19 protein-coding genes and 1 tRNA gene are annotated in these 22,999 nt (G+C 61.4%); 11 read left to right on the top strand and 9 right to left on the bottom strand.

The genetic code is table 11. The features are described 5' to 3' along the window. Positions 1 to 57 precede the first annotated feature (57 nt). Positions 58 to 1,131 (top strand): quinolinate synthase NadA, encoded by a 1,074-nt coding sequence (gene nadA / locus NOM67_RS12670; RefSeq protein ID WP_255937561.1) that lies wholly within the window; start codon positions 58 to 60, stop codon positions 1,129 to 1,131. Positions 1,132 to 1,201: 70 nt separating this feature from the next. Here the strand turns inward: nadA and NOM67_RS12665 are convergent, their stop codons facing one another. Together NOM67_RS12665 and gap are read right to left on the bottom strand one after the other, a co-directional pair. Beyond that, positions 1,202 to 2,068: a D-hexose-6-phosphate mutarotase gene (locus tag NOM67_RS12665; RefSeq protein WP_255937558.1), complete on the bottom strand. Its 867-nt coding sequence runs from the start codon at positions 2,066 to 2,068 to the stop codon at positions 1,202 to 1,204. Between the two features lie 85 nt (positions 2,069 to 2,153). Next, positions 2,154 to 3,149: a type I glyceraldehyde-3-phosphate dehydrogenase gene (gap, locus tag NOM67_RS12660; RefSeq protein ID WP_033113224.1), complete on the bottom strand. Its 996-nt coding sequence runs from the start codon at positions 3,147 to 3,149 to the stop codon at positions 2,154 to 2,156. 347 nt (positions 3,150 to 3,496) lie between these two features. Between gap and malQ the strand changes: the two genes are divergently transcribed. The 4 genes from malQ (at position 3,497) to msrB (ending at position 10,557) form a co-directional block, all read left to right on the top strand. Beyond that, positions 3,497 to 5,686, top strand: a complete 2,190-nt coding sequence (gene malQ / locus NOM67_RS12655) for a 4-alpha-glucanotransferase (RefSeq protein WP_255937554.1) — start codon at positions 3,497 to 3,499, stop codon at positions 5,684 to 5,686. 82 nt (positions 5,687 to 5,768) lie between these two features. Then, a complete protein-coding gene (gene glgB, locus NOM67_RS12650) occupies positions 5,769 to 7,946 on the top strand; it encodes a 1,4-alpha-glucan branching protein GlgB (protein ID WP_255937552.1) in 2,178 nt (725 codons plus the stop codon). Beyond that, the gene (gene glgX / locus NOM67_RS12645) at positions 7,946 to 10,102 is read left to right on the top strand and encodes a glycogen debranching protein GlgX (protein WP_255937550.1); all 2,157 of its coding nucleotides are present in this window, start codon (positions 7,946 to 7,948) and stop codon (positions 10,100 to 10,102) included. Before glgB ends, glgX begins: the two co-directional genes overlap by 1 nt. A 68-nt stretch (positions 10,103 to 10,170) precedes the next feature. After that, on the top strand, positions 10,171 to 10,557 hold the full coding sequence (msrB, locus tag NOM67_RS12640; RefSeq protein WP_255937548.1) for a peptide-methionine (R)-S-oxide reductase MsrB: 387 nt from the start codon (positions 10,171 to 10,173) through the stop codon (positions 10,555 to 10,557). A gap of 316 nt (positions 10,558 to 10,873) precedes the next feature. On the opposite strand, the gene chrA is transcribed toward msrB, so the two are convergent. Next, positions 10,874 to 12,022, bottom strand: coding sequence for a chromate efflux transporter (chrA, locus tag NOM67_RS12635; protein ID WP_255937545.1), 1,149 nt, complete (start codon positions 12,020 to 12,022; stop codon positions 10,874 to 10,876). A gap of 72 nt (positions 12,023 to 12,094) precedes the next feature. Further along, complete coding sequence (locus NOM67_RS12630; protein ID WP_255937542.1) at positions 12,095 to 12,550, bottom strand: NUDIX hydrolase; 456 nt, start codon at positions 12,548 to 12,550, stop codon at positions 12,095 to 12,097. A gap of 305 nt (positions 12,551 to 12,855) precedes the next feature. Here NOM67_RS12630 and NOM67_RS12625 point away from each other — a divergent pair, with 305 nt between their 5' ends. Further along, positions 12,856 to 13,173, top strand: a complete 318-nt coding sequence (locus tag NOM67_RS12625; RefSeq protein ID WP_041210257.1) for a hypothetical protein — start codon at positions 12,856 to 12,858, stop codon at positions 13,171 to 13,173. Between the two features lie 62 nt (positions 13,174 to 13,235). On the opposite strand, the gene NOM67_RS12620 is transcribed toward NOM67_RS12625, so the two are convergent. Both NOM67_RS12620 and NOM67_RS12615 read right to left on the bottom strand, forming a co-directional pair. Beyond that, positions 13,236 to 13,712, bottom strand: coding sequence for an Lrp/AsnC family transcriptional regulator (locus NOM67_RS12620; protein WP_005304871.1), 477 nt, complete (start codon positions 13,710 to 13,712; stop codon positions 13,236 to 13,238). A gap of 318 nt (positions 13,713 to 14,030) precedes the next feature. Next, a complete protein-coding gene (locus NOM67_RS12615; protein WP_255937539.1) occupies positions 14,031 to 14,654 on the bottom strand; it encodes a metalloregulator ArsR/SmtB family transcription factor in 624 nt (207 codons plus the stop codon). A gap of 106 nt (positions 14,655 to 14,760) precedes the next feature. On the opposite strand from NOM67_RS12615, the gene NOM67_RS12610 reads away from it, so the two are divergent. After that, complete coding sequence (locus NOM67_RS12610; protein WP_255937537.1) at positions 14,761 to 15,990, top strand: MFS transporter; 1,230 nt, start codon at positions 14,761 to 14,763, stop codon at positions 15,988 to 15,990. Between the two features lie 109 nt (positions 15,991 to 16,099). Then, positions 16,100 to 16,918, top strand: coding sequence for a Cof-type HAD-IIB family hydrolase (locus NOM67_RS12605; protein WP_139394914.1), 819 nt, complete (start codon positions 16,100 to 16,102; stop codon positions 16,916 to 16,918). A gap of 51 nt (positions 16,919 to 16,969) precedes the next feature. Here NOM67_RS12605 and NOM67_RS12600 read toward each other — a convergent pair whose 3' ends face one another. After that, positions 16,970 to 17,533 (bottom strand): DUF2799 domain-containing protein, encoded by a 564-nt coding sequence (locus NOM67_RS12600; RefSeq protein ID WP_255937533.1) that lies wholly within the window; start codon positions 17,531 to 17,533, stop codon positions 16,970 to 16,972. A 207-nt stretch (positions 17,534 to 17,740) separates the two neighbouring features. Here NOM67_RS12600 and NOM67_RS12595 point away from each other — a divergent pair, with 207 nt between their 5' ends. Both NOM67_RS12595 and NOM67_RS12590 read left to right on the top strand, forming a co-directional pair. After that, on the top strand, positions 17,741 to 18,580 hold the full coding sequence (locus NOM67_RS12595; RefSeq protein WP_042030776.1) for an isopenicillin N synthase family oxygenase: 840 nt from the start codon (positions 17,741 to 17,743) through the stop codon (positions 18,578 to 18,580). A gap of 211 nt (positions 18,581 to 18,791) precedes the next feature. Continuing rightward, entirely contained in the window at positions 18,792 to 20,105 is a 1,314-nt protein-coding gene (locus NOM67_RS12590) for a sodium-dependent transporter (RefSeq protein ID WP_255937530.1), read from the top strand. Positions 20,106 to 20,108: 3 nt separating this feature from the next. On the opposite strand, the gene NOM67_RS12585 is transcribed toward NOM67_RS12590, so the two are convergent. Beyond that, positions 20,109 to 20,828 (bottom strand): ABC transporter substrate-binding protein, encoded by a 720-nt coding sequence (locus NOM67_RS12585; RefSeq protein ID WP_255937527.1) that lies wholly within the window; start codon positions 20,826 to 20,828, stop codon positions 20,109 to 20,111. A gap of 416 nt (positions 20,829 to 21,244) precedes the next feature. On the opposite strand from NOM67_RS12585, the gene NOM67_RS12580 reads away from it, so the two are divergent. Continuing rightward, positions 21,245 to 22,558: a sodium-dependent transporter gene (locus NOM67_RS12580; RefSeq protein ID WP_255937525.1), complete on the top strand. Its 1,314-nt coding sequence runs from the start codon at positions 21,245 to 21,247 to the stop codon at positions 22,556 to 22,558. A 275-nt stretch (positions 22,559 to 22,833) separates the two neighbouring features. Here the strand turns inward: NOM67_RS12580 and NOM67_RS12575 are convergent. Beyond that, positions 22,834 to 22,909: transfer RNA gene (locus NOM67_RS12575), tRNA-Val, on the bottom strand. Positions 22,910 to 22,999 lie beyond the last annotated feature (90 nt).

The following is a 22,999-nucleotide window of genomic DNA, read 5'->3' as shown; positions in this document are numbered from 1 at the left end:
GCAGCCGGCTTCTGGTTATAATTTTTGCCTTCCCGAGCGTTGATGGAACAGTCGCAAATGAGCAATGCACTGAGCAGTATCCCACCGGTAGTCGAAATGGACTACCCCTTTCCGACCAAACCGCAGCCCCTGAGTGCCGAGCAGAGAGCCGCCCTGACGACTGAGATCAAGGCACTGCTCAAGGAGCGCAAGGCGGTGCTGGTAGCCCACTACTACACGGATCCCGAGATCCAGGCGCTGGCCGAAGCCACCGGCGGTTTTGTTGGTGACTCGCTGGAGATGGCCCGTTTTGGCCGCGATCACGAGGCGCAGACCCTGATCGTCGCCGGGGTGCGCTTTATGGGCGAAACCTCCAAGATCCTGAGCCCCCACAAGCGGGTACTGATGCCGACGCTGGAGGCCGAATGCTCGCTTGATCTGGGCTGCCCCATCGAGCAGTTCTCCGCGTTCTGCGATGCCAACCCGGATCATACCGTGGTGGTCTATGCCAATACCTCGGCCGCCGTCAAAGCGCGGGCTGACTGGGTCGTTACCTCCAGCATCGCGCTCGAGATCGTCGAACACCTCGACAGTCTGGGTCACAAGATCATCTGGGGCCCGGATCGCCATCTGGGTGCCTATATCGAGAAGAAGACCGGCGCCCAGATGCTGCGCTGGCAGGGCCACTGCATCGTCCACGACGAGTTCAAGGCCCGCGCCCTGCGCGAGCTGAAAGAGCAGAACCCGGACGCTGCCGTGCTGGTTCATCCGGAATCCCCCGCTTCGGTGATCGAACTGGCCGATGCGGTCGGCTCCACCAGCCAGCTGATCAAGGCAGCCAAAGAGCTACCCCAGCAGAAGCTGATCGTGGCGACCGACCGGGGCATCTTCTACAAGATGCAGCAGGCTTGTCCGGAGAAAGAGATGGTGGAAGCGCCGACCGGTGGCGATGGTGCCACCTGCCGCAGCTGTGCCCACTGCCCCTGGATGGCGATGAACGGTCTGGTGGCGATCAAGGAAGCGCTCACCGATGGTGCCGAGCGCCACGAGATCCATGTCGATGAAGCGCTGCGGGTTAAGGCCCTCATCCCGCTCGACCGCATGCTCAACTTCGCTGCCGAACTCAAATTGAAAACCCAGGGCAACGCCTGATTGCCGGGATAACGAGATGCAAAGAGGGCTCCCGCGGGAGCCCTCTTTATTTAGCGGAATCTCATCCTGCTCAGATGATCACGGTAGAGAAGCAGTGCTCTTCATCCGGCGCCACGGTCACCCCCGCGTCGCCAGCAATGGCGGCTTCGACGCAGAGCATGGTGCGATAGCCATCATCGCTCATGTCAGCCATGGCCGTAGCCCCTTCCAGCCAGGGGGTCCAGACCACTGTGCTGTCATGGTTGCCACTTACCACCCGGATCTCGCGATCGCCATCCTGTACGCGTACCAACGCCTCAGGCTGCCAGTAGACCCGATCCAGCGGCCCGTTCAGGGTCAATGCACCCTGCTGCTGGCCATTCAAACCGGTCAGCTTGTCGGCATAGGGCTCGCCAAGACCGGTGACGCTCACCGCCTCCGGTGCGCTGATCTGCAAATAGGTGTGCAGCGCCCCGCTATAGACCAGCGGCTGGCTGCCGGTATTGCGAGTGGTCAGCACCAGCGAAAGCTCCTTGCCAACCAGCACATCCAGCTCCAGTTCGAAGGCGTGATCCCACAGGGCACGGGTGGCGTCGCTGTCGCGCAGAGAGAGATGGACAAGCGTGCCGTCGGCATGGTCGGAGACCCCGTCCAGCATCCAGAGGGTGGTGCGGGCAAAGCCGTGGGAGGGCTTGCCGCTACCGACACGGGCCGGCGCCGGGCCAAACCAGGGCCAGCAGAGCGGAATACCGCCACGGATCGGCTTGCTGCCATCCAGCACCGCCTTGTCGCTCAACCAGATGGAGGCTGGCTCGCCATGGCGCTGATAGGTGAGCACATGGCCACCGAACAGGCTGATCTCGGCCTTGGCATAGTCGTTGTTGACGGTGAGAACGGGCAGGCCGGCTGCATTGTTGGCGAGCTGGCAGCTGGCTGTCAGGGGACGAATGGATTGCATGAGGACTCCTGTCATCAGGGAAACCGGAAAACAAAAAGGCGGCCCATGGCCGCCTTTTTCAAGCTACGCGATTGCGCATCCCAAATTACTTGGTGATGTGAGCGATCAGGTCCAGAACTTTGCTGGAGTAGCCCATTTCGTTGTCGTACCAGGATACAACTTTAACGAACTTGTCGGTCAGCTGGATACCAGCTTTGGCGTCGAATACGGAGGTCTGACGCTCACCCAGGAAGTCGGTAGATACAACTTCGTCTTCGGTGTAGCCCAGAACGCCCTTCATGGAGCCTTCGGAAGCAGCTTTCATCGCTTCGCAGATTTCTGCGTAGGTGGCAGCTTTCTTCAGGTTAACGGTCAGGTCAACAACAGACACGTCCGGAGTCGGAACACGGAAAGCCATACCGGTCAGCAGGCCTTTCAGTTCCGGGATAACTACGCCAACAGCCTTGGCAGCACCGGTAGAGGACGGGATGATGTTCTGAGCCGCGCCGCGGCCACCGCGCCAGTCTTTGGCAGACGGACCATCAACGGTCTTCTGGGTAGCAGTGGTAGCGTGAACGGTGGTCATCAGACCGGATTCGATACCGAAGGTGTCGTTCAGTACTTTGGCGATCGGAGCCAGGCAGTTGGTGGTGCAGGAAGCGTTGGAAACGATGTCCTGGCCAGCATAGGTAGCGTGGTTAACGCCCATTACGAACATCGGGGTCGCGTCTTTGGACGGGCCAGTCAGAACAACTTTCTTGGCACCGGCAGCGATGTGCTTGCGAGCAGTCTCGTCGGTCAGGAACAGACCGGTAGCTTCGGCAACAACGTCAACACCGATTTCGTTCCAACGCAGGTTGGCCGGGTCACGCTCAGCGGTAACACGTACGGTTTTGCCGTTTACAACCAGGTTGCCGTCTTTAACTTCAACGGTACCCTTGAAACGACCGTGGGTAGAGTCGTACTTCAGCATGTAAGCCATGTAGTCAACATCGATCAGGTCGTTGATACCAACAACTTCGATGTCAGAACGCTCGCAAGCCAGACGGAATACGAAACGACCGATACGGCCAAAACCGTTAATACCTACTTTGATAGTCATATTTAGTTACCTAACTGTTCAGTAGTCAAAGAAAATTCCGCTTGTAAATTTACTAGAACTCTCTGGTGAGTCAACCAACATTCTGTCTGAAATTGCGCTATATCATGAAAAACTGTGAAATTTATTTTCTGTTTATGTAACTGATTACCACGTTTTGTCGAAAAAGAGGTCAGTTGTTGCATCGCCCGGAGATCGACAATAGTGCCTGCCACGTCACACAACCGTGATGATGGATATGTAAAAATGTGCGCGGTTTAGCATGGCCCATAGAGCCACTGTTCAAGTACCACCCCATAAAAATCAAACAAAATAGTATAGATAGAATCCACAGCGGGAATTCTCAAACTATGACCACCCTGATTGAACAGCTGGCTGCCGCAAAAGGCATTGCCAGCGAGTATGTCGATGCCTGGGGCCAGCCGGCTCAGGTATCCGAAGAGAGCAAGGCCGCCATGCTGGGCGCCATGGGCTATCGCGTCGATGACGAATCAGCCCTGATGCAACAGCTGGAAGAGGAGCATCGCCAGCACTGGCTGCGGGCGCTGGATCCCGTCATGGTGGTTCGCACCGGTGACGCCGTCACGCTCGAAGTCCGCCTCCCCATCGAATTCGTCAATGACGCCCTCACCTGGCAGCTCAAGCTGGAGCAGGGCGGCGAGCTCTCCGGCCAGTTCACCCCCATCGAGGGCGAGCTGGTTGGCGTGGCCGAATTTGAAGAGATGGAGTGCCAGGCCTACCGCGTGACACTGGAGATGGCCCCTGAACTGGGTTATCACGAGCTGGTGTTGCTGGAAGATGGCAACGACGAGCCGCTGGCCACCATGCGCCTCATCGTTGCACCCAAGGCGTGCTACAAACAGGCGCCTATCGCCAATGGCCGCAAGGTGTGGGGCCCGAGCGTGCAGCTCTACTGCCTGCGCAGTCGCCACAACTGGGGGATCGGCGATTTCAGCGATCTCGGCCAGCTGGTCGAGAAAGCGGCCGACTGGGGTGCCCACTTCGTCGGCCTCAACCCCATCCACGCCCTCTATCCGGCCAACCCGGAGAGCGCCAGTCCCTACAGCCCCTCTTCCCGTCGCTGGCTCAACGTGGCCTACATCAATGTGGAAGCGGTGCCCGAATTCCAGAGCAATGCGCGCCTGAAAGCTGACGTGGCGAGTCCCGCCTTCCAGCAGCATCTGGCCGATCTGCGCGCCAAGGAGAACGTCGATTACACCGGCGTCATCGAGACCAAGATTGGCATGCTGCGTCAGGTGTTCGACGATGCCACCCTGAGCGCCGAGCGTCAGGCCGCCTTCGATGCCTTCGTCGCCGCCGGTGGCGACAGCCTGCAACAGCAGGCTGCGTTTGATGCCCTGCAAGCCTATTTCTATGGTAAGGGCGAGAATGCCTGGGGCTGGCCGGTATGGCCGGAGCAGTTCCGCAACTACCACAATCCCGCCGTTGCCAAATGGATGGCCGAACACCAGCAGGATGTGAACTTCTACCTCTACCTGCAATTCCTGGCCGACGAGCAGCTGGCGCAAGCGGATGCCCGTGCCAAGGCTGCCGGCATGGTGATGGGGATCTACCGCGATCTGGCAGTGGGCGTCTCCGAAGGCTCCACCGAGATCTGGGCCAACCAGGATCTCTACTGCCCGAAAGCCTCGGTCGGTGCGCCGCCCGATATCCTCGGCCCGCTCGGTCAGAACTGGGGCCTGCCCCCGATGAACCCGAACAGGCTGTTTGAAGCGGCCTACCAGCCGATGGTGGATCTGTTCCGTGCCAACATGCGCTCCTGCGGCGCACTGCGCATCGACCACGTGATGGCGCTGCTGCGCCTGTGGTGGGTACCGCCCGGAGAGTCGGCCGCCAAGGGCGCCTACATCTACTATCCGGTCAACGATCTGCTGGGCATCCTGGCCCTCGAATCCCACCGCAACCAGTGCCTGCTGATCGGCGAAGATCTGGGTACCGTGCCGGAGGGGATCGACGTGACCCTGAAAGAGAACGGCGTCCACTCCTACAAGGTGTTCTTCTTCGAGCGCTCCAAGGCCGATGGCGGCTTCATCTCTCCGGCTCACTATGCCGAGCAGGCGATGTCTGCCCTGACCACCCACGACATGCCAACCCTCAAGGGCTTCTGGCACTGCGATGATCTGGCGCTGGGCCGCCAACTGGGTTTGTATCCAGATGAAGATGTGCTGAAGAGTCTGTATGCTGATCGCCACCAGGCCAAACAGCGGATCCTCGACAGCCTGCATGGCCACGGTGTCATCCCCGAGAGCATCAGCCATGACGTGAACTGGGTCGGTATGAATACCGAACTCAACCACGGTCTGCAGATCCACATGTCCCGTGGCAGCTGCGCCCTGTTCAGTACCCAGCTGGAAGACTGGCTGGAGATGGACAAGCCGGTCAACGTACCGGGCACCAGTTACGAATACCCCAACTGGCGCCGCAAGCTCTCCGCCGACCTGGAAGATATTTTTGCCAATGAGGCACTCAAGGCACTGGCCGGCAAGATGAGCCGCGCCCGTGATGAGGCCAGTCGTTGAGCGGTTGTCCGCTACAGCCGACTCACCTAAATCCGCTCCGGCCCAGGCCGGAGCGGATGCTCTGTCATGAAAGGAAATCTCGATGCTCGTTGAACGTTTGGTTGCTGCCCGCTGTTCCGATCCCTTCTCACACTTAGGCCTGCAGGCCAATCCGGATGGGCCCGGCCTCAAACTGACTGCCTGGTTGCCTGATGCAGTTGAAGTTCGCGTCAAGGATCTCAAGTCGGGCAAAGTTGTTGCCACCCTGGCGCCCACCGATGAATCGGGTCTTTTTGAAACTGTTTTCACCCGCCGCAAGAACGCCTTCCCCTACCAGTTGCTCGTCAGTTACGCAGAAGCGACTGCCGAACTCATCGATCCCTACCAGTTTCAGGATGCCGCCTGGTCTGGTCTTGCCGAACTGACCGCCCAGCCGGAAAACCTCTACCACACCCTTGGCGCCCAGCTGCGCACCGTGGAGCATCTTGGTCAGCAGGTGGAAGGGGTCCGTTTTGCGGTCTATGCGCCGAGCGCCACCTCGGTGAGCCTGATCGGCGATTTCAACTTCTGGGATGGCCGTCGCCACCCGATGGAGCGCAGTCAGTGCGGTCACTGGGTGCTGTTTGTGCCTGGCCTCAAGGCCGGCGATCGCTACAAGTTCGAGCTCAAGGACCCCATGGGCAACCGGCTGCCGCACAAGAGCGATCCGGTTGGCTTCTACTGCGAACAGTACCCCTCGTTCGCCTCCGTGGTTTATGACCACAAACAGTATGAATGGCATGATGCTGCCTGGCGCGAGAGCCAGCTCAACGACAAGCGCGAGCAGCCGCTCTCCATCTATGAGCTGCACGTTGGCTCCTGGAAGCGTCACCCCAATGGCGACAGCCTGAGCTGGCGCGAGCTGGCGGTGGAGCTGGTTGCCTACATCAAGGAGATGGAGTACACCCACATCGAGCTGCTGCCGGTCTCCGAGCACCCCTTCAGCGGCTCCTGGGGCTACCAGCCGGTGGGCATGTTCTCCCCCACCAGCCGCTACGGCACTGCGGATGATTTCAAATACTTCGTTGACCAGTGCCACCAGGCCGGCATCGGCATCATTCTGGACTGGGTACCCGCCCACTTCCCGTCCGATGCCCACGGGCTGGCCCGCTTCGACGGCACCCCGCTCTACGAGTACGAGGATCCACGCCGTGGCTGGCACCCGGACTGGAACTCCTACATCTACGACTTCGGCCGCAATACCGTGCGCCAGTTCCTGGTGGCGAGCGCCCTGTTCTGGCTCGACAAGTTCCATATCGACGGCCTGCGGGTCGATGCAGTCGCCTCCATGCTCTATCTGGACTATTCACGCAACGCCGGCGAGTGGGTACCGAACGTCGATGGCGGCAACCACAACTACGAGGCGATCAGCCTGCTCAAGTGGACCAACGAGGAGGTCTATCGCAAGTACCCCCACGCCATGACCATCGCCGAGGAGTCCACCGCCTTTGCCGGCGTCTCCCGTCCCACCTTCCTCGGTGGCCTGGGTTTTGGCTTCAAGTGGAATATGGGCTGGATGCACGACACCCTCACCTACATGCAGAAAGAGCCGATCCACCGTCGCTACCACCACAACGACATGACCTTCTCCATGGTTTACCACTATGACGAGAACTTCATCCTGTCGCTCTCTCACGACGAGGTGGTACACGGCAAGCACTCCATGCTCTACAAGATGCCGGGCGACGAGTGGCAGCAGGCCGCCAACCTGCGCGCCTACATGGGCTTTATGTACGGCCACCCGGGCAAGAAGCTCAACTTCATGGGCACCGAAATCGCCCAGAGCAACGAGTGGAACCACGATGCCCAGCTGCCCTGGCACCTGCTGCAATATCCCAAGCACGGCGGCCAGCAGCGGTTGATCCACGATCTCAACCACCTCTACCGTCATGAGCCTGCCTTGTATCAGGCTGACTATGAGCAGAACGGCTTCCGCTGGCTGGATCACAACGATGCCGACAACAGCATCTTTGCCTGGCTGCGGGCCGACAAAGAGGGCAAACAGGCCATCATGGTGGCGTGCAACTTCACCCCGGTGCCGCGCATCGAATACCGGATTGGCGTACCGGCGGCAGGCCACTATCGGGTGGTGCTCAATACCGACAGCGAGTATTACTGGGGCAGCAACTATGATGTGGGTCTGGTCTTCGCGGCCGAGCCGACCCCCTGGCAGGGGATGGCACACAGCATAGTGCTGGATCTGCCGCCACTGGCGACCTTGTTCATCAAACAGGAGTCCTGATGCTGGTAATGGAAAAAGGGTCGGGCTACCCGCTGGGGGCCCGTCTTGACGAGAACGGTTGCAACTTCTGCGTCTGGGCTCCCCAGTCGGACAAGGTGGAACTCTGTCTGTTCGACGAACAGGAGCAGGAGCTGGCGCGCCTCGAGCTGCCCGGCCGCCGCGGCCAGTATCGCTTTGGCTATGTAAGCGGCGTTCAAGCAGGCCAGCGCTACGGCTACCGGGTTTATGGCATCCCCCAGGAGGGGATGCTGTTCGACCCGCAAAAGCTGCTGATCGACCCTTATGCCCGGGCGGTGAGCCGCCCCACCTACTGGGACAACGCCCTCTATCAGGGTGACAGCGCCGCCATGATCGCCAAGTCGCTGGTGGTGGATGACGCCTTTGACTGGCAGGGGGTGAGCAAACCGGCCATCTGCCACTCGCGCACCATTCTCTACGAGGCCCACGTCAAGGGCTTTACCCGCCAGCACCCGGGGATCCCCAAGGAGCTGCAGGGCACCTATCTTGGCATCAGCCACCCGCTGATGATCGAGCACATGAAGTCCCTCGGCATCACCTCGCTGCAGCTGATGCCGGTGGCCGCCTTCATGTCGGAGCCCCGGCTGGAAGAGCTGGGACTGACCAACTACTGGGGCTACAACCCCATCGCTTTTTTCGCCCCCGAGCCCCGTTACGGCACCAGACAAGACGATGCCGTCACCGAGTTCAAGACCATGGTACGCGAACTGCACCGGGCCGGGCTCGAGGTGATTCTGGATGTGGTCTACAACCACACCGCCGAGTCGGGCTTCGACGGCCCCATGCTCTCCTTCAAGGGCTTTGACAACGCCGGTTACTACGCCTTCGAGGCGGGCTCCCACGGCCCCGATTACACCCGTCACGCCAACGTCACCGGCTGTGGCAACAGCGTCAATCTGGATCACCCCAACACCCTGCGACTGGTGCTCGATGCCCTGCGCTACTGGGTGACCGAGATGCAGGTGGATGGCTTCCGCTTCGATCTGGCGGTGACCCTGGCGCGGGAAGCTGGCGAGTTCGACCCCATGGGCGCCTTTTTCAAGGCGGTGATGGCCGACCCCGTGCTGTCACAGGTCAAGCTCATCGCCGAACCCTGGGATATCGGCCCCTTCGGCTATCGCCTCGGCCAGTTTCCGAGCCAGTGGCTGGAGATCAACGACCGCTATCGCGACACGGTGCGCTCCTTCTGGCGGGGCGATGCGGGCAAGATGGGCGACTTCGCCACCCGGCTGGTCGGCTCGCGGGATCTCTTCCCGAAGAACTGGCGCTCGCCCCACACCAGCGTCAACTACCTCTGCTATCACGACGGCTTCACCCTGGAGGATCTGGTCTCCTACAACCAGCGCCACAATCAGGCCAACGGTGAGGATAACCGCGACGGCCACGGCAACAACCTCTCCAGCAATCACGGCGTCGAGGGGCCGACCCTGGATCCGCGCATCAACAACCTGCGCCAGCAGCAGAAGCGCAACCTGATCGCCACCCTGCTGCTGTCGCAAGGTACCCCGCACTTCCTCGCCGGCGACGAAATGGGGCGCAGCCAGCTTGGCAACAACAACGCCTACTGTCAGGACAACCAGATCAGCTGGGTCAACTGGCAGTGGCGGCCGGAGGATGAGCGGCTGTTCACCTTCACCCAGCAGATGATGGCGCTGCGGGCGGAGTCCACCGTCTTCTCCAACCTGCAACTGAGCGATGACAGCTGGCACGGCACCGCCACCAACTGCCATCAGGTCAACTGGTATCACCCGGATGGCCACCAGCTCACCGATCAGGATTGGCACGCCCCCATGGGGCAGGCGTTTGCCATGGATATCGGCATGATCAACTGCGTCGGCGAGCGCTGGTACGTGCTGTTCAACGCCAGCGACTACGACATCCAGTTCCGCCTGCCACCGCCGGGAGAGGGGCTGGAGTGGATCCAGACCATCGACACCGCCACCAACGACGGGCTGCCGTTCCTGCCAGACGATATCAAGCGGCAGGTGGCGGTCGGCCGCGCCCACTCCCTCAAGCTGCTGGAGCGGGTGGCACTGAGCTGCACGGCAGAGGATGCCCAGCCGCCGGAGCAGGCGCTACTGCCGGCATCCAGTGCGGACATGGCTGAAACCCCGATCACAGATCCGGGCAAACCATAACAGGCATGCTGGAGTCAGCTTTACGGAGCCGCTATGCTGGGCTCCGTTATTGATGGCAAGGAGTCGGTATGAGCAGTAACAACCCGGAACAGTGGCGCAGCAAGCTGAGCGCCGAGCAGTTTCATGTCTGCTGGGAGAAGGGCACCGAGCGCCCCTACAGCGGCGCCCTGCTCCACAATCGCAAGAGTGGCGACTACCTCTGCGTCTGCTGCAAGAGCGTGCTGTTCCACTCGGATGCGAAGTTTGACTCCGGCTGCGGCTGGCCCTCGTTCGACAGCGCCATCGAGGGAACCGTGACCTACACCGAGGACAACAGCCACGGCATGAAGCGGGTGGAGATCACCTGCAGCCAGTGCGGCTCCCACCTCGGGCACGTCTTCCCCGACGGCCCGACTGAGACCGGCCAGCGCTACTGCGTCAACAGCCTGAGCCTCGACTTCGAGCCGGACGCCTGAGCCCGACCAGATACAGAAACGGCGCCTCCATCATGGAGGCGCCGTTTTTTATCTGCCTGACAGGATCGGACGGAGCCCTCTGCAAGCGGCGATCACCGCCCCGGAGCCTGCCGCACCGCCAAACCAACACTATAAATTTGATTTATGGATTTTGGCTGCATGACCCAATTTTTCCTTATACCAAGCCAGTCACAACCTCCCTCGCCTTTCGCGGCATGTCGGCAACCGCCGCAGGCCTGCGTCCGATCCGCTATGGGCGATTAACAGCAAAACGGCAGGCGGCATCCCCTGAAAAACGCAGCAGGGAAAATCCCTGTCACGCCTGCAACAGGGCTGCCAGCACCAGCAACCCTGCGATAGCCGGCACCGGCAGTTTCACCACCCGCAGCAGATAAAAGCCGATAACGGCCAGCACCAGATCGGTGGGCGCCAGCACGGCGCTCTGCCACACCGGCTGGTAGAGCGCGGCCAGCAAGAGCCCCACCACGGCGGCATTGATGCCAGCGACCGCCTCCGCCAGACGGGGCCGCGCCAGCCACTGCTGCCAGCAAGGGCCCACCGCCCAGAGCAGCAGAAAGCCGGGCGCAAAGAGCGCCAGCGTCGCCGCCAAGGCCCCGAGCAGCGGCGTCTCGGGCAACAGCTGGGCGCCAAGGTAGGTGGCAAGGGTAAACATGGGGCCCGGCACCAGCTGGGCCAGACTGTAACCGGTCAGGAACTGCTGCTCGCTGAGGGTGTGGCCCACACTCTCGGCCAGCAGCGGCAGCACCACGTGGCCACCGCCAAAGACCAGCGCGCCCGCCCGATAGAAGTCGGCCACCAGCTGACCGAGGGGGCCACCCAGCAGCGGCAGGCCAAAAAAGAGGGCGGCAAAGAGCAGCAGAAGCAGCCAGTTTGGCTGGCTGGTGGTGGCAGCTTGTGACTCTGCGCCATCTTGTGTCCCCTCCCCACTCTGGAAGCGGGCCGAGAGCAGCGCGGCGAACGCCAGCATTCCCAGCTGGGTCAGCAGGCCGGGCAGCCACCAGAGCGCGGCGGCGGTCGCCACCATGATCCCCTGAGCCAAGCGGTTGTTGCAGAACTGGCGACTCATGGCGAGCACGGCATCGGCCACCACGATCAGCGCCAGCAACTTGAGACCGTGCAGGGCGCTCGCCAGCCAGAGGTTGCTGCCCACCAGCGCCACCCCGAGGGCGGCCGCCAGCAGCAGGATAAAAGAGGGAAGGGTGAAACCGACAAAGGCGGCCAGCGCCCCGCCAAGGCCGGCACGGTGGCGGCCGATGGCAAAGCCCAACTGGCTGGAAGCTGGCCCCGGCAGCAGCTGGCAGAGCGCCAGCAGGCGGGCAAACTCGCTTTGCTCCAGCCAGCCCAGGCGCTGGACAAAGGTGCGCTGGAAATACCCGATATGGGCGGCCGGGCCGCCAAAACTGACGCATCCCAACCACAAAAACCGCCAAAAGACCTCGCCCACGCTGCTGCTCCCGTCCCTTTCATGCCGATGGAGGGGAGATAATATGACAGCGCGATGATCTTTTTATGACAATCAGACTGATCCGCCCGACACCATTGGCACATCACCCGGCAGATAGCAGCGCCCCGCCAGCCAGCAGGCGATCGACTGACGGCTGGCATCGAAGTGGGGCTCGGGCAGCGCGCGCGGATCGCACCAGACCCACCCCTCGCACTTCTCCGGCTCCAGCAGTTGCGGCTCGCCCTCGGCCCGGACGTACAGGGTCACCGAGATATAGTGCAGGCCGCTCTCGCGCCAGGTCTCCAGATTGTTGGTCACCGCCACCACCTCGGGCGCGCTGATCGCCAGCCCCGTCTCCTCGGCCACTTCGCGGATCGCCGCCGATTCGAAGCTCTCACCCAGCTCGAGATGACCGCCCGGGATGGACCAGTAGGGGGCGTGGCTCCCCTTGCGCTTGCCAAGCAGCACCAGACCGTCGCGGTTGGTCAGGATGACGCCGACACCGACGCGGGGATAGGGGGTGGACATGAGCAAGCCTCCTCGATGGCGCAATGAAAACGGCCTACCTTAGGCCGGATAAACGGGCAGGACAAGCCTGCCGGAGGCGCTGCACGCCATCAACCGCAAAAACGGCCCGCAGAGAGATACGCCAACAACGACCGCAGCCACGGAGCAAGCAGCCAGAGAGTGTGATCTCTGCGCCATAAAATGACGAAAGTGGTACCGGATATCGATTTTTTAGCGATCCCGGTTCCACTTTGCGGTTTTGTTCATAGAGCGCTCAGTTTTCTCTTCCCATACTGGCCCCACAGTTCCAAAAGAGGAGAGACAAGATGGAGTCATCATTGGTCGGGCTCTCCATTCTGTGGGGGCTAGCCAGTTTTGGTGTTCAGGGGGATTTCATCGAGAGCCGTGATTCCGTTGCGCCATCCTGGCAAACCGGATCCAGAGTGGAGATGGAAGGTTATCTGATTGAATCGCTTGGCGAAAATCGCTGGCTGTTCGACAACGGCAGCGAGAGTCTGCAGGTCTCCCTGCCCGATGGGGCCTGGGTGCCCGCCGGCGAACGGCTGCGGGTGAGCGGTGCGCCGCAACAGGATCAGAGCGGCTGGCTGCTGCAGGTGGAGCAGGTCCGCGAAGTGGCCGTCTGATCGGCAACCGGTTAAACAAAGAGGAGGCATTGGCCTCCTCTTTTGCTTTGGTCACCCCGCCGTTAGCCGAGGTGGTTGAGCGGCAGCGCCGTCTTGTGCTTGATGCGGCGCAGCACGAAGCTGGAGCGCACCCCGGTCACTCCCGGAATATGGGTCAGCTTGTCCAGCAGGAAGTGCTGGTAGTGCTCCATGTCGCGCACGACCACCTTGAGCTGGTAGTCGGCATCATTGCCGGTGATGAGGTCACACTCGAGCACTTCGGGCAACTCGCTGATGGCACGGTCGAAGTTTTCGAACCGCTCCGGCGTGTGGCGGTCCATGGAGATATGAATGTAGGCGGTGAGGGTGAGACCAAGCTGGCGGGCATTGAGCAGGGTGACGTGGGTGTCGATGAGACCGGCATCCTCCAGCGCCTTGACCCGACGGGAGCAGGGTGACGGCGAGAGCCCCACCAGCTCGGCCAGTTCGAGATTGCTGATGCGGCCATTCTCCTGCATCAGTTCCAGAATGTGTCTGTCTATGCGATCCAGTTTCAGCATTACCCCTTCCTCGTTGCAATGACTAATCCACTTTTCCTAGGTTAAGGGTGAACTATTGCAAAAACAACCGAAATAAGTGGCTACTTTGCAACCACTCACTGGCACGGGAGGGGTACTATGGTTACATCTTCCGGTGGCAAGACAGATACCTGACCGGGTCTCTGTGGCGAAGGACCTTACCGGGTCAAGAGCCCCATCAGCCGTCTCACCTTATCGGGCAACGACGGGCTGGAACGAGAGCATCCACTCCCCCGAAGGCAACAAAGCAGGCATCCCGGCGCCTGCTTTGTTGTTTTTGGAGGGTTGCCAACGGCGCCATCAGAGCGCGGTCGGCGTGATGCGATAGAGACACCGGTGCGCGCCATCCAGCAGATACTGCTCCCGCTCCACCGTCGCCGGTGCCAGCAGCTGGCGAAACAGCGCCAGCTCGCTGCGACAAAAACCGCGGCAGCTGCGCGCCGCCGCACAGATGGGGCAGTGACTCTCCCACAACAGCCAGCTGCCATCCTCCTCACGGCGGATCTCCGCCATGTAGCCTTCGCGGCTGCGCAGCTCCCTGAGCGCCTCCAGCCGACCGGACAACCCCTTGTTGCCCAGCGTCTGCTGATAGCGAGCCAGCATCTGCTGCTCCCGCTGCAGGATCAGCCGCTCCATCCCCTCCTCGCCAAACAGCTCGCGCACGTTGTCGATCAGCTGCACGGTCAGGTCGCTATGGGTATCGGGGAAGCGCTGCCAGGCCCGCTCGGTCAGCTGCCACAGCCGCACGGGACGACCGCGTCCGCGCGCCTCGTCGCTGAATGTGACCCACCCCTCCTGCTCCAGTGCGAGCAGATGCTGGCGGGCGCCCATGGAGGTCATCTGCAACTGCTCCCCTAGCGCGGCGGCGCTCTGCGGGCCATGGCTCTTGAGCAGAAACAGGATCTTGTCGGTGCTTGCGTTCATGACCCCATTATGGGGAGCCCCCTTTATTAAATCAACAATTCACTTTACTTAATGCCGATTATCACTCAGCATAAATAAACCAATTACTTTACTTAATGGGTGCAACATGGCGAAACAACAGCACAAAAACCCCCTCTGGGTGCTGGTGATGACGGTCACGCTGGCGGTCGCCGGCTTCAGCCTCCCCTCCCCGGTATTGGCCCCCTTGCTGCTGGATCCGGCGCAGGGGATGCTGACGCCGGAAGCCTCCGACTGGAGCCGCAAGGTGTGGCTGGGGTTCATCATGGGGCTCTATCCCCTGTTCCAGCTGGTGGGCAGCCCCTGGCTCGGGCGGCTCTCCGACCGCTACGGCCGCAAGCCACTGCTGCTGCTCTCGCTGGCTGGCGTGCTGACCGGCTATGCCCTGATGGCACTCGGCATCGCCTGGCGCTCCCTCCCCCTGCTGCTGCTCAGCCGGGTGGTGGAGGGGCTGTGCAACGGCAACATCGCCATCGTGCAGGCGATGGCGGCGGATCTCGCCGGCAAGGAGCACAAGGCGCGCAGCTTCGCCTGGATCAATATCGGCATGAATCTGGGCTGGGTGGTGGGACCGGTGATCGGGGGCTACGCCGCGGTGATCTCGGGGGATTACAGTCTGGCGGCCTGGCTGGCCGTCGCGATGACCCTGCTCAACCTGCTGCTGGTGCTCTGGCTGGTGCCCCATCGTCCACCGGTGGCAGCCGCCCGGCAGGCACCGACGCTCTCCAGCCGCCAGCTGTTGCTGCAACCGGCCCTGCTCCCCTACTTCGCCCTCACTCTGGTCAGCTATGGCGCGGTGCAGCTCTACTTCACCTACTTCAATATCTGGCTGGTGGAGCGGCTGGCCTGGGATCCGGCCCAGCTGGCGCAGGCGGCGGTGCTGGTGAGCCTGCCGATGATGGCAGGCTCCTGGCTCGGCTCACGGATTGCCCGCCACTGGCGCGGCAGCTCTCTCGGCATCGTCGGCCATCTGGTGATGGCGACCGGCATGCTGCTCTTTATCCTGCCGAGCCACTGGTGGGGACTGGCGCTCACCTTCATTCCGGCCGGCATCGGCATGAGTCTGGGGGAGCTGGCCACCTCGGTGGCGGTCTCCAACCGCAGCCATGCCGAGCAGCAGGGACAGGCGATGGGGCTCTACCGCGCCCTCGCGGTGGGCAGCGAGATCCTGGCGGTCGTGCTCGGTAGTCTGGTGCTGCTGGCAGGGAGCGAGTGGCCCTTCTACCTCGCCACCCTGTGCGCCCTTGCCAGCGCCGCCGGTTTCTATCTGCTGCGCCAGCGTGCCGACCGCCGCCAGCAGTTGGCCAGCTGCGCCTGAGCCGGCAAAAGATCACAGTTCGGCGCTCCGCCATGCGGCAAGACTTGCATCGGGGCGCCGGGTCTGGGACGGTAAGGCTCTTGCTGGTTTGTTCGATGCTGGAGGAGTTATGAGTGAGTACAAGGCCATCGCCCTCGATATGGATGGCACCCTGCTGACCCGGGATCACAAGATCTCGTCGGCCACCCGGGCGGCACTGGCGCAGGCCCGCGCCCACGGCATCAAGGTGCTGCTGGTCACCGGGCGCCACTTCATGACGGCGCGCCCCTTTCACCACGAGCTGGCGCTCGATACCCCCATCATCTGCAGCAACGGCGCCTGTCTCTACGACCCGACGACAGATCGCATTCTGGCTGGCGATCCGCTGGCAAGCACCCCGCTCAACGCCTTGCTGGCACAAGTCGAAGCGCAGCAGATGGGCGCCCTGTTCCACCTGAGCGAGGGGATCGGCTACATCGGCTGCGAGGAGCATGTCACCCGCATCCGCCACTGGTCGGCCAATCAGCCGGACCACCTCAAGATCGCCATCCATCCGGTCGAGGAGCTGGCAGGCTGGCTCGACAACCCGGTCTGGAAGCTGGAGCTGTTCAATCAGGATCCGGCACGCCTGCACCGCTTTATGGACGAAGAGCGCGACCTTATCCCCTTCACCCGCGACTGGGCTGCCCCCTACGCGGTGGAGCTGGTGCAGCCCGGCTGCAGCAAGGGCAACCGGCTGGCCCAGTGGGCCGCCAGTGAGGGCATTGCGATGGAGCAGGTGGTGGCGTTCGGTGACAACAACAACGACATCAGCATGTTCGAGCAGGTGGGGCTGGCGGTAGCGATGGGCAATGCGGCGCCGCAGATCCAGCACCATGCCGATCAGGTCACCGCCGATCACAACGAGGATGGCATTGCGCTGGCGCTGCAGCGCTGGGTTCTGCCCTGAGCGGACAGGATGCAAGATGGCCAGCCGAGATGGCTGGCCACAAGAGATGGCTTAGTTGCCGAAGGAGAACTGGATCACCCGATCCGGGTAGCGTAGCCGGTCATATTCGCGGCGCAGGGATTCATAGTGGCGAATGGCACGATTGCGCTTGGCGCGGTAGTAGTCGCGCTGCTCGCTGTTGGTCTCGTTGCGGATGCTGCGCTCGAGATCGTCGATATCCCGCTCGGTGCGCTCCAACTCGTCGCTGATCTCCCGCAGCCGGGTCGCCAGCTTGTACTCTTCATAGCCGCGCTGGTACTGCTTGAGGAAGCTGGCGTCATTGGGACAGACACCGCGATACTCCTGCCCCTCCTTGCCCTTGCTGTAGGCCAGCTCGGGGATGCAGTAGAGCTCCAGCCCCTTGTTGTAACCCCGTTTCCACTCCGCCTCGTCCACCTTGAGGCCATACTCGCCGCAGGTGGAGACGTAGTCCCGCGCCTGATTGCGGGTCTTGCCCTGCTCACCATCCTGATAGCCAAGGTTGTACCAGCTCATGGTGCGGCACTCATCTTCCGACAGGGAGCTGCATCCGGCCAGCAGCAGTGGCAGGGTGAGCAACAGGATCTTCGAGGACATGGACAGACTCCGGAAAAGACAGTGGCTGGCATTCTAGTGAGGATGGGCAGGCAGGACAAGGGAGCCACTCTCGCCACTATCCGCCTCTTTTATCTGATGTTTTTATCACTATCAGGCACGGGGCGGCAGCTGGAGACCGCGTCCCTTTCCTTGTTACGGCTTGCAGGGTAAACTGCGCCATCTTTTAACTGGCGCGCAACAAAAACAATGAAAGTCCTGACCGTCGATTACCGCTCACCCGATGCGGCCCAACGCTTCACCGAATCCCTGCGTACTACCGGCTTTGGCGTGTTGACCAACCACCCCATCCCGAAAGAGCTGGTGCAATCCATCTACGACAACTGGTATCGCTTCTTCATGAGCGAGCAGAAACAGGATTTTCTGTTCAACCGCGAAACCCAGGATGGCTACTTCCCGCCATCGGTGTCCGAGGTGGCCAAGGGCCATAGCCAGAAAGACATCAAGGAGTACTTCCACATCTACCCCTGGGGCCAGATGCCGGCAGAGCTGAAAGAGCAGGCGATGGAGTACTATCGTCTGGCCAATGGTCTGGCCGCCGAGCTGCTGGGCTGGGTCGAACAGCATACCCCGGCCGATATCGCCGCCAACTACAGCTGCCCCCTCTCCTCGATGATCGACGATAGCCAGAAGACCCTGCTGCGGGTGCTGCACTATCCGCCGTTTAACGGCACCGAGGAGCCGGGTGCCATCCGCGCCGCCGCCCACGAGGATATCAACCTGCTCACCATTCTGCCCGCCGCCAACGAGCCCGGTCTGCAGGTGAAGGGTTCCGACGGCGAGTGGATGGATGTGCCGTGCGACTTTGGCACCCTCATCATCAACATCGGTGACATGCTGCAGGAGGCCTCCCGCGGCTACTACCCCTCCACCACCCACCGCGTCATCAACCCGACCGGCGGCAGCGCCAGCAAGTCACGCATCTCCCTGCCACTGTTCCTCCATCCGCGGCCCGAGGTGGTGCTCTCCGAGCGTCATACCGCCCACAGCTACCTGATGGAGCGGCTGCGCGAGCTGGGCGTCATCTGACCTGCCCTGCCAGTCTGGCATCACCCCAAAACCGGAGCAAAAATGCTCCGGTTTTTATTTGTTGGCATAATCACGCAAATAAGCGAATTTTATTAGGCAATCGTGCCAATAAATCGTATTTACGGCTGACAAGCTGCGTAGTGATTGCGGACCCCTTTCCGTAATATGAGCGCCATTCTGGCCCAGCCATGGGCCCTCGATTGGAGTTCAAATGATGCAGTCCCAATGGTCCTCCCGCCTCGGCTATGTTCTCGCCGCCGCCGGCTCCGCCGTCGGTATCGGCGCAATCTGGAAGTTTCCCTATGTCACTGCCGTCAACGGCGGTGGTGCCTTTTTGCTGGTCTTTCTGCTGTTCAGCTTCACCCTGGGGGTTGCGGTGCTGATGGGCGAGACCCTGCTTGGCAGCATGAGTCGTCGCGGCGTTGCGGGTGCGTTTGGCGAGCTGCTCGGCAAGCGCTGGAGCTGGGTCGGTGTGATGGGGGTGCTGAGCACCCTGCTGATCTTCTGCTTCTACAGCGTGGTGGGCGGCTGGACCCTGGGTTATACCGGCATGGCCGCTGCCGGCCAGCTCAATCATGGGGATGCGGCGGCCCTCACCGCCCGCTTCAATGACTATGTCAGCGGTGACGTCTGGCCCATTCTCACTCATCTGCTGTTTGCCGCACTGACCTGGATGGTGGTGCAGGGCGGGATCCAGAAAGGGGTGGAACGCACTCTGCGCTGGATGATGCCGGCCCTGTTCGTGATGATCCTGATGCTGGTCGCCTTTGGCCTCACCCTGCCCAACGCCATGGCGGGGGTACGCCACTTCCTGATGCCCGACTTCAGCAAGCTGGGGATGTCCGGCGTGCTCGACGCCATGGGGCTGGCCTTCTTCTCTCTCTCCATCGGTCTGGGCATTCATACCACCTACGGCGCCTACCTGCCCTCCAGTGAAGGGGTTGGTCGCTCCAGCCTCTGGGTGGTGCTGCTGGCCAGCATGGTGGCGGTACTGGCAGGCTTGATGATCTTCCCAGTACTGGCATCGACCGGTATCGATCCTGCTGCGGGCCCGGGCCTCACCTTCATGACCATGCCGGCGGTGTTCCAGCTGTTGCCCTTCGGTCAGGGCCTGGCGGTGATCTTCTTCTCCCTGCTGGTCTTTGCCGCGCTCTCCTCCGCCATTTCGCTGCTGGAGCACCTGCAGTGCTTCCTGTGCGAAACCTGGGGCTGGTCGCGTCGTAACGCCTGCAGCGCCATCACCCTGTTCGTCATGGTGTGCGGCATTCCGGTCAGCCTGTCGTTTGGCCCGCTGCAACATGTCACCCTGTTTGGCAAAACCATCTTTGAACTGCTCGACTTCATCACCTCCAACCTGATGATGCCGCTGTTCGGCCTGATGCTGACGCTGCTGCTGGGCTGGAAACTGGGGCGCAAGGCGCTGCCGCAAGGGCTCTCTGCCCACTGGCATCACCTGCTGATGAACTGCTGGCGCTGGATTGCTCCGCTGCTGATCGGCGGGATCCTGGTTCGCGGTCTTATCTGAGGATCAATGATGATGGGTGGGCTCACCGGCTCGCCCATCTATGGCTCTCACCTTGTCCAGGGCTCGTTGCCAACGGACTATCTCACCATCGTCAGTGGCTCTGGAGAAGGCGATGTAGAGGCCAGCCTCATGGAGCAGCACGCCACTGCTGGCCACGCTGTGACGGGATAACCCCATCTTGTCGAGGGTGGCATCCATGACTCTCTCCGCCATCGGCAAGGCATCTATCTTGCCCAGCATCAGCCGCTCGATGGCCTCTGTCACCGTCTTGTAGCGCACCAGATTGGTGTAGCCCTCGTGGGTCAGCCGCACATCATCCGCATTGCCAAGCACCACCCCGACTCTCGGCAGTTGACGCAGCTGGGCCAGTTCGGTCAGCGGCCGGGCACTGCCCGGAGCCTGATAGATTAAGACCCGGTTGATAAAAAGCGGGCCCACCCATTTGAACAGCGCCTCCCGCTCCGGGATCCGCTGCACCACAAAGAGCGCGTAACCCGGCTCGACCTGAGTCAGCGCCAGCGCGCGCTTGAGCGGATAAAGCCGGACGGGATAGTCACTACCCAGCTCATGCTGCACCTGCTGCACCAGTCGAATGGCCAGACCGTCGAGCTTGCCGTCGCGGGACTCGGTAAAGGGGGGGAGATCATGACTTAGCAGCGTTAATCCCGGCTGGGCCGACAAGCTCAGACTCAACAACAGCCAGGGCAAAACCATCCATCTCATACGACATCCTGTTTCATGTTTGGCACCTGCAAAGTCAGCTGATGACCGCAAGTTCCACAAGAAGCTAGCTGGATTATCGCCCAGTAACGGGTGAAAGGGGATAAAAGATAGGGCACACCAGCCCCGCCTCTGCGGTGAATCATGAATGCAGCCCATCGCCATCAAAAAAATTTTATTTTATGTGTCAATTTTTCTTTCCATGGTTTAGGCTGTCCCCTCATTCACTATTCAGGCTGTCACCCATGTCTGCCATCCTCGTGCTGTTTGGTCGATTTTTTATCTCGCAAGAGAGGTGACCTTGCACGCACAGTTTTCTGAATGTTCATTGCAAAGGTCGCCTCGGGCGGCCTTTTTGCTGTCTGTCGTTTATTGCTACAGAGGAGTATTGCTTCGATGTCGTGTTACCCGGAGGTTGTATGAGCCAGGTTCAGTGGTCTTCCCGTCTTGGTCATGTGTTGGCCGCAGCAGGTACAGCGATTGGCCTTGGAGCCATCTGGAAGTTTCCGTATGTGACCGCCACCAATGGCGGCGGCGCCTTCCTGCTGGTGTTTCTGCTGTTCAGCTTCACCCTGGGGGTAGCGGTACAGGTCGGCGAGACCCTGCTCGGTAGCCATAGCCAGCGCGGGGTGCTCGGCGCCTTCAGCAAGCTGGTGGGGCCGAACTGGCGCTGGATGGGGTATATGGGGATCGCATGCGGCTTCTTTATCTACAGCTTCTACAGCGTGGTGGGCGGCTGGACCGTGGGTTACGCCGCGCTGGCGATGGCTGGCAAGCTCAACCTGAGCGAAGGGAGCGCCCTCACCGCCCTGTTCAACGGCTATGTCAGCAACCCCTGGTGGCCGGTGCTGACCCATCTGATCTTTGCCGGGCTCACCTGGTGGTTCGTGCAGGGCGGCATTCAGAAAGGGGTGGAGCGGGCGCTGCGCTGGATGATGCCAGCGCTCTTCATCATGATGTTGCTGCTGGTGGGGGTTGGCCTCTCCATGCCCGGCTCCATGGCGGGTGTGCGCCAGCTGCTGCTGCCGGACTTCTCCATGCTGACCGGCCAGAGCGTGCTGGATGCGCTGGGACTGGCCTTCTTCTCCCTCTCCATCGGGCTCGGGGTACACACCACCTATGGCGCCTACCTGCCCAATAGCGACGGCGTGGTGCGCTCCGGCGTCTGGGTCGTTACCCTGGCCAGCCTGATCTCGGTACTGGCTGGGCTGATGATCTTCCCGGCGCTGGCCTCCACCGGCATCGACCCGACTGCCGGGCCAGGGCTCACCTTTATGACCATGCCCGCCGTCTTCAGCCATCTGCCGTTCGGTCAGGGGCTCGGCGTCGTCTTCTTCCTGCTGCTGCTGGTCGCCGCTCTCTCCTCCTCCATCTCCATGCTGGAGCATCTGGTGCGCTTCACCACCGAGGAGTGGGGCTGGTCGCGCCGTGGCGCCTGTCGGGTGCTGACCCTGCTCATCATGGCTTCCGGCATTCCGGTCAGCCTGTCGTTCGGCCCCTGGAGCGATCTGACCCTGTTTGGCAAGACCATTTTCGAGCTACTCGACTACCTCACCTCCAACCTGATGATGCCGCTGTTTGGTCTGGTACTGACCCTGCTGCTGGGCTGGCGACTGGGTGATGCCATTCTGCCTGCAAGCCTGTCACCCACCTTGCGCCTTGCGCTGCTCTGGTGCTGGCGCGTGGTGGCGCCGCTGCTGATCAGCGGGATCCTGATCCGCGGGATTATGTAACGTCGATCATCGCGATGAGGGCAGGCTCTGGCCTGCCCTTTTTCTTGCCGCTCGCCAGAGGCGGCAGTCAAGAAGCGGCAATAAGATGAGCAGGCATCAGCAAACTAAGAGCTGGAGTGGAAAAGGGCGCTTGGATAAGACGGGAGCAGACGGGACAAGTTAAGAGATCGAGCAATAGAAAATGCTGATCACTGAATTTCAGGCAAAAAAAAACCCCATCTGAGTGGGGACTTTCTCTGCAACCGCAGCTGATATCTCAGCCTCGCTTGCGAATATGGTGGTCGTTACTGGGATCGAACCAGTGACCCCCTCCTTGTAAGGGAGGTGCTCTCCCAGCTGAGCTAAACGACCTGGGATTCTTGAAATGATGGTGGGTCGTGCTGGATTCGAACCAGCGACCAATTGATTAAAAGTCAACTGCTCTACCGACTGAGCTAACGA

This window comes from Aeromonas sp. SG16, assembly GCF_024436135.1.
Taxonomy (GTDB): domain Bacteria; phylum Pseudomonadota; class Gammaproteobacteria; order Enterobacterales; family Aeromonadaceae; genus Aeromonas; species Aeromonas jandaei.
The sequence above is the reverse complement of the archived record's forward strand: the minus strand, read 5'-3'. Positions and strand labels throughout refer to the sequence as shown.

What these genes read in the sequence shown, in the direction of transcription:
- NOM67_RS12585 (WP_255937527.1), bottom strand. Translation starts at nt 20,828, where the DNA reads ATGAGATGGATGGTTTTGCCCTGGCTGTTGTTGAGTCTGAGCTTGTCG.
- glgX (WP_255937550.1), top strand. Translation starts at nt 7,946, where the DNA reads ATGCTGGTAATGGAAAAAGGGTCGGGCTACCCGCTGGGGGCCCGTCTT.
- NOM67_RS12590 (WP_255937530.1), top strand. Translation starts at nt 18,792, where the DNA reads ATGATGCAGTCCCAATGGTCCTCCCGCCTCGGCTATGTTCTCGCCGCC.
- NOM67_RS12620 (WP_005304871.1), bottom strand. Translation starts at nt 13,712, where the DNA reads ATGCTGAAACTGGATCGCATAGACAGACACATTCTGGAACTGATGCAG.
- gap (WP_033113224.1), bottom strand. Translation starts at nt 3,149, where the DNA reads ATGACTATCAAAGTAGGTATTAACGGTTTTGGCCGTATCGGTCGTTTC.
- malQ (WP_255937554.1), top strand. Translation starts at nt 3,497, where the DNA reads ATGACCACCCTGATTGAACAGCTGGCTGCCGCAAAAGGCATTGCCAGC.
- NOM67_RS12625 (WP_041210257.1), top strand. Translation starts at nt 12,856, where the DNA reads ATGGAGTCATCATTGGTCGGGCTCTCCATTCTGTGGGGGCTAGCCAGT.
- NOM67_RS12665 (WP_255937558.1), bottom strand. Translation starts at nt 2,068, where the DNA reads ATGCAATCCATTCGTCCCCTGACAGCCAGCTGCCAGCTCGCCAACAAT.
- NOM67_RS12610 (WP_255937537.1), top strand. Translation starts at nt 14,761, where the DNA reads ATGGCGAAACAACAGCACAAAAACCCCCTCTGGGTGCTGGTGATGACG.
- NOM67_RS12630 (WP_255937542.1), bottom strand. Translation starts at nt 12,550, where the DNA reads ATGTCCACCCCCTATCCCCGCGTCGGTGTCGGCGTCATCCTGACCAAC.
- msrB (WP_255937548.1), top strand. Translation starts at nt 10,171, where the DNA reads ATGAGCAGTAACAACCCGGAACAGTGGCGCAGCAAGCTGAGCGCCGAG.
- NOM67_RS12600 (WP_255937533.1), bottom strand. Translation starts at nt 17,533, where the DNA reads ATGTCCTCGAAGATCCTGTTGCTCACCCTGCCACTGCTGCTGGCCGGA.
- NOM67_RS12580 (WP_255937525.1), top strand. Translation starts at nt 21,245, where the DNA reads ATGAGCCAGGTTCAGTGGTCTTCCCGTCTTGGTCATGTGTTGGCCGCA.
- NOM67_RS12605 (WP_139394914.1), top strand. Translation starts at nt 16,100, where the DNA reads ATGAGTGAGTACAAGGCCATCGCCCTCGATATGGATGGCACCCTGCTG.
- glgB (WP_255937552.1), top strand. Translation starts at nt 5,769, where the DNA reads ATGCTCGTTGAACGTTTGGTTGCTGCCCGCTGTTCCGATCCCTTCTCA.
- NOM67_RS12615 (WP_255937539.1), bottom strand. Translation starts at nt 14,654, where the DNA reads ATGAACGCAAGCACCGACAAGATCCTGTTTCTGCTCAAGAGCCATGGC.
- NOM67_RS12595 (WP_042030776.1), top strand. Translation starts at nt 17,741, where the DNA reads ATGAAAGTCCTGACCGTCGATTACCGCTCACCCGATGCGGCCCAACGC.
- nadA (WP_255937561.1), top strand. Translation starts at nt 58, where the DNA reads ATGAGCAATGCACTGAGCAGTATCCCACCGGTAGTCGAAATGGACTAC.